The 5,677-nt window shown below is 36.4% G+C and carries 4 protein-coding genes and 1 pseudogene; 2 read left to right on the forward strand and 3 right to left on the reverse strand.

The window, feature by feature from the left end; genetic code table 11:
- Positions 1-690 precede the first annotated feature (690 nt).
- Together ACQKNC_RS17610 and ACQKNC_RS17615 are read left to right on the forward strand one after the other, a co-directional pair.
- Positions 691-1,290, forward strand: a complete 600-nt coding sequence (locus ACQKNC_RS17610; protein WP_427426049.1) for a hypothetical protein — start codon at positions 691-693, stop codon at positions 1,288-1,290.
- A gap of 413 nt (positions 1,291-1,703) precedes the next feature.
- Positions 1,704-2,680, forward strand: a pseudogene (locus ACQKNC_RS17615) (acyltransferase family protein).
- A gap of 99 nt (positions 2,681-2,779) precedes the next feature.
- Here the strand turns inward: ACQKNC_RS17615 and ACQKNC_RS17620 are convergent.
- The 3 genes from ACQKNC_RS17620 to ACQKNC_RS17630 form a co-directional block, all read right to left on the reverse strand.
- Entirely contained in the window at positions 2,780-3,961 is a 1,182-nt protein-coding gene (locus tag ACQKNC_RS17620; protein ID WP_427426050.1) for a DHHW family protein, read from the reverse strand.
- A 10-nt stretch (positions 3,962-3,971) separates the two neighbouring features.
- Positions 3,972-5,396 (reverse strand): MBOAT family O-acyltransferase, encoded by a 1,425-nt coding sequence (locus tag ACQKNC_RS17625; RefSeq protein ID WP_427426051.1) that lies wholly within the window; start codon positions 5,394-5,396, stop codon positions 3,972-3,974.
- Between the two features lie 18 nt (positions 5,397-5,414).
- The coding region (locus ACQKNC_RS17630; RefSeq protein ID WP_427426052.1) for a hypothetical protein at positions 5,415-5,677 on the reverse strand (263 nt) is incomplete at its 5' end.

Below are 5,677 nucleotides of genomic sequence, written 5' to 3' on the forward strand. Positions count from 1 at the left end.
AGCTACGTGGCGATTGCAAAAAAGAGCAGTCGCTTATTTACTAATGGGGCAATAGCAGAGGATCAAGGCTTTCATATCGACGAACTTTTCTTATGCTGCTAACGAGGTGCATTAGTTCAATAAGAATTAAACAACTTTATTATCGCTTTACATCAGAAAAATACGGATTTACAACGTTACGCACTTTATGTTACCAAACGACGCTTTGGGAAATTTAGCTGCTTTATTTACCAAACTTCACTTTAACCCGATGCCATCCTCAGTTATAGTTAAAGAGATAGATAAAATTGATTACAGGGTGTGTCTTATGAATAATAAAAAGTTAGGTTATCTGTTAGTTTTATTAGCACTTATAATTTCTATTGTTTTTTTTAGTAGCAAAAATTTTTTAATTCCTAATGGGTATGAATTAGCTGTTGACGGTTATGTCATATCTAGAACATTATTATTAATTTTTATACTGTACCTTATTTCTAAATTAGGATTTTCATTTCTTAAATAAGATCAATTTTATACAAATGAATACTAAATAACGTTCCCAAATGAAAGTTAGGGAATACCCCCCATTCAATTGAATAGGGGGCTTTGGGTGCTTTTTGTAATTCAATTAACATAATGGTTTACATTTGTTTTATAATGTAAAAATAAGTAAAATGAATAGGGAGTATAAAACGTTAAAAACAACGGGAGATGTTAATTGTGCATTCAACATACGTTCTTTACAATATTGTTCCCTTAGCATTCTTTATGTTGCTAGTATATATTTTTATTGATGTATTACTTGATTATTTTAGAAAAGTAGAAAAAAGTGCTAAGAAACGAGTTGTGTTATATAGCTCTATTTTTTACGTAATAAGCTTAGTTCAAATTAAATTTGGTGGATTCACGCTCCCTCAAAATCCAGCAGACAAAAGTAGCAGCTTTATTTCAACGAATGACTGGTTTGGAATATTTGATACGATGCACTTTAATATTTCTATTTGGAGTTATTCAGCTTTATTTTATAATGTTATTTTATTTGTACCGTTTGGGATTTTCTTATTACTCCTTTTCAATTTAAAAAGTAACAAAAAAGCGATTTCTATTGTTATTTTAAGTTGTTCGGGAATCTACTTTGCTGGTCTTTTATTTGAAGGGACTGGTGTAGTTATGAGAAACAATGGTAATACGGATATTATCTATTTGTTATTTAATGTTTTGGGTGGAGTCTTAGGAATATTTTTAGTAAAGTACGCAGTAAATTTAATTCACTCATATAAATTAAACAACCAAACAAAAATTGTCGAATAAAATATACATATATATACCTAAAAACGTTCCCAAATCAAAGTTTTGGGACGAAATAAAACACTTAAAACGTTGTCATACCAATGTATTAAGTGTTTTTCTGTATTTCATTCATATCCACCTTTTTATGCACTATCGTTTGAACTTAGATACAACAAAGCTTTCAATGCTGTTCAAAAGAACTTGCACTGAATCATATTTTGAATAAAAACTTGAATATACAGCGGATTCCTTAACGTTATAAATCAACCTTTTCTTTTAACATAGCCTTTTTCTTTATTCAACTAACGGAGTGCTTATAGAAAACTAGATATCAAGTATCGCCATTGCATTCATCGACAAATTATGACAGAGTTAAAGGAGATATAAAGATACTAGGAGAATGTTAAGTGATTAAAGAGTGGGATTTACTACGTGTGGTAGCGTGTTTGTCTATTTTATTATTGCACACTTCTTCGTGGATTATTATGGAGGTTGGGGCAATACCGGAGCAGACGTTTTATTTGTTTTTAAGGATTGCGCTGTGTTATGCGACGCCGACGTTTATTTTGTTGTCTATGTTAATTTTGGCGAATCGTTATCAGGATAAATTACCGAGTAACTTTTGGTCGAATAGAATTCAATATATTTTTCTACCTTATTTAATATGGGCATTGCTTGATTCAGTACTTGTGGAGTTAATTTTCCGCAAGGGCTTATTATGGGAAAAGTTTGTGAGCAATATCGTTTATAGTGAGTTTGTAGGTTGGTTTGTTGTGGTCATTATGCAGTTATATATAGTTTTTGTGTTGATGAAACGTTTTAAGTGGTCTATGGTTTGGTTTTTACCGTTATGTGTGCTGATTTCATTTATTCATCATTCAGTGATTGCATTGCCATATCCATTTTTTGAAGAGAATGCAATAATGTTTCGTTTACTCTTTACGGGCTGGCTTGGTTATTTTGCCATAGCTTATGTGATGGGTGTGTATTATACGCAGATTGCTGCGCTTGCGAAAAAGTATCGTTACGCGACGATTGTGTTGTTTGTGTTATCAGCTGTCTTTTTATACATACGTATGCTACTCGGTTATACAGAGACACATTCGAGACGACTTGATTTAATACCATTTGTAATAAGTATTACTTTGTTGGTAATTGCCTGGGACAGTCGATACCTAATACGAAAACGGTCCAAGTGCTTAGTCGATATTCGTTTATGATCTATCTCATTCATTGGGAGGTTCTGCGTCTATCAACAGGCTGGTTTGTGGAGCATTTTAATAGTACGCTAGTCAGAGTGCCATTGCTAATGCTGTGGACGATAGTCATTTGTATTACGGTGACCAAGTTGATTTCTATGCTTCCATATAGTCAGCGGGTAGTTGGGAAAATAAAAAAGCGTGCCACATAGGAAAAGCAGTGATTTCTTTAATTAGAGAAATCACTGCTTTTTTTGTATTGCCAGTAGCCTAGTGGATTGCACCGCTGGAAGTCAATATATGAACCATCTCTACTCCGGCATTAATTTTAAATTGCGGTCATTGTAAGCAAGCACGACGTAGTCTGGGTGCATGCTTTGTAAATAAGGAATTATATCTTTTTTCAAGTAACGTAAGTCTAAAATCGTCAGCTCTTTAAAGTGACTTGCAACATGAAATTGAATAGTGTTAAAGTATGAATCTTTGATTACGACGATATGTTTATCGCTGTCATAGTGTTTGTTTACAATTGTGAGCTCTGCAAAGTCTCGGCTATAGGCATCTGCATAGTTTACTACTGCATCAGGACTCATTTTTTTTGCACGGCCGTATACTGCGTCGTATGGAGCCGTGACGCCATCCTCAATTGTACCGTCGTAAATTGTAAATTGCGTTGCGAATGAGGCAGGCTCATTGTAGCAAATTTGATCGTGGTTATCGACGGTCATGTACAAAATTTTATTCCAAGAGCCAGCAAACTTATTTGTTAAGCAATAAGTATTGGCTTCCTCGTATGGAATCGGCTTAATCGATTCACCAAGTCGTTCGCTCATTGTTTTCATTAGTGCCTGATAGCCTGAGTATGCACCGCGTATTGTCCAGTGATGATCGGTTTTGAAGAAGTTACGATCAGCAGAAAAGTCGTTCTTCATTTCATCATAGAGACGAACATTGTCTACGCCCGCAGCGGTCACAAGCTCATGGAGGCGTGCATTATTGGCAATTCCAGCGTCATCGGGCATATAGCTTGGACTTGGTTCACGTGAGTAAGTCGCTTTTGCTGGTAGCGAGTAAAACGTAAACGGGATATTTTTTTCAGCTAGTCCTTCGCTTAGCTTTTGTAAATCAGTGGCGAAGGAAGCAAGCTCTTCATCAGATTTTGCTTCAGCGGGCTTGGAAATAATCCAGCCGCTTTTATCATCAACTGCGTATTTATCGTTTAAATAGGTTTTCCCCATTGCACGTTGGAAGTAAACATAGTTGCGCATCCAAGTATCACGTGCAGGAAATTGATCGGAAATATATGTTTCTACCTGTTTCGACCATGCCCCAGAAAAGATCTCCTGTAGGCTCGGTGAAATGTTTGCAGATTCTAACGGCCGGTTCTCCATTTCAGATTGTGGACGATCCACCGTTAATATATGCACGACGAAGCCACCGAAAATGATGCAAAAAAAGGTTATTGGTAATAGATACATTTGTATTTTTCGCATATTGTCCCACCTAGAATCTAAAGTAAATGAATGGATTATGTGTTGCGTTCACTAAAAACATCGTGATAAAGAGCAACAATGCCCCATAGTAAATTGTTTGTACAAGGCGTAGACTCCAATCAAATGACAGGGAAGTCGTCGCTTTTTGCTCGCTCCATGTTTGATAAAGTCTATAAATTGGCATAGCGAATATGATTGCTACAACAAAATACAAGGCATAGTCCTTCGCAAGCAAAATCGTTTCGTAATTATACAGCGCCGCATCGGATAGCCCAAACATTGTTTTGATAAAACTAAAGGCATATGTAAAGTCATTCGCTCTAAAGAATACCCAACCGATCATAACGATAACAAGAATATAAATATGGCGTAAGAAACGAGGTATACGTTCTAACCATTTTAAAAGCACCCATTTTTCAAGGCATATTAATATTCCGTAATAAAAACCCCATGCCATAAATGTCCAGCTTGCTCCGTGCCAAAAGCCCGTTAACGTCCAAACAATTAATAAATTTCGATATAGTTTCCATTCGTGGTTAACACGACTACCTCCAAGTGGGAAGTAGACATAATCTCTAAACCAGCTGCTGAGTGAAATATGCCAGCGACGCCAGAAGTCTGTTACGGACTGTGCAATGTATGGATAGTTAAAGTTCTCTTCAAAATGGAAGCCGAAAATTCGTGCTAAACCTATAGCCATATCACTATAACCAGAGAAGTCAAAATAGATTTGTAACGCGTAAGATAAGATCCCAATCCAAGCAGTACCTGTTGTTAAATCTCCACCTGATAAACTGAACACCTGGTCTGCGACTTCACCCATCGGATTTGCAATAAGTACTTTTTTAGCTAACCCCTGTACAAAGCGACGTGTACCGATCATCCAATCCTCTGCTGTAGAGAATCGCTTTTTAATTTGTTCGGCTACCGTTTGATAACGAACAATCGGTCCAGCCACAAGCTGAGGAAACAATGTAATGAAAAGTGATAAATCTAAAAAATTGCGCTGTGCCTTTACGTCCTTTCGATAAACATCGATCACATAGCTAAGTGCTTGGAACGTATAGAATGAAATACCGATCGGAAGAGGTACAGCCTCCCATTCAATTGGCTTATCCAAATAGTTGTTAATAATGTCCACAAAAAAGCCGGCATATTTGTAATAGCCTAGGATGGCCAAATTACTCGCAATAACAAGCCAAAGTAACGCTTTTCGGTTAGACTGCGAAACTGTATTTTCAATGACAATCCCCAAAATATAGTTAAGCAAAATGGAAATCATCATTAATAGTACATACTTCGGTTCACCCCATGCATAAAAGAACAGGCTGGCCAAAAGTAGAATAGTGTTGCGTAACATCTTCGGAGAGATGAAGTACACAATAAGCACTAATGGTAAAAAGACATATAAAAATATAAGGCTACTAAAAACCATACCTTCAAATCCTCATCTCTAATAATTGTTTGCTGATAGTATCGTGAAGATCACTGGTAACTGCGGAGATCTCGCTGATAACAACATGGAAATCGCTGATAACATCGCGAAAACCGCTGATAAAGTGTAAAGAATCGCTGATAACATCGCGAAAATCGCTGATAAAGTGTAAAGAATCGCTGATAAATCGCGAAAATCGCTGATAAAGTGCAAAGAATCGCTGATAACATCGCGAAAATCGCTGATAAAGTGTAAAGAATCGCTGATAACATCGCGAAAAC

This window comes from Lysinibacillus sp. NPDC094177, from assembly GCF_050279145.1.
GTDB lineage: Bacteria > Bacillota > Bacilli > Bacillales_A > Planococcaceae > Lysinibacillus.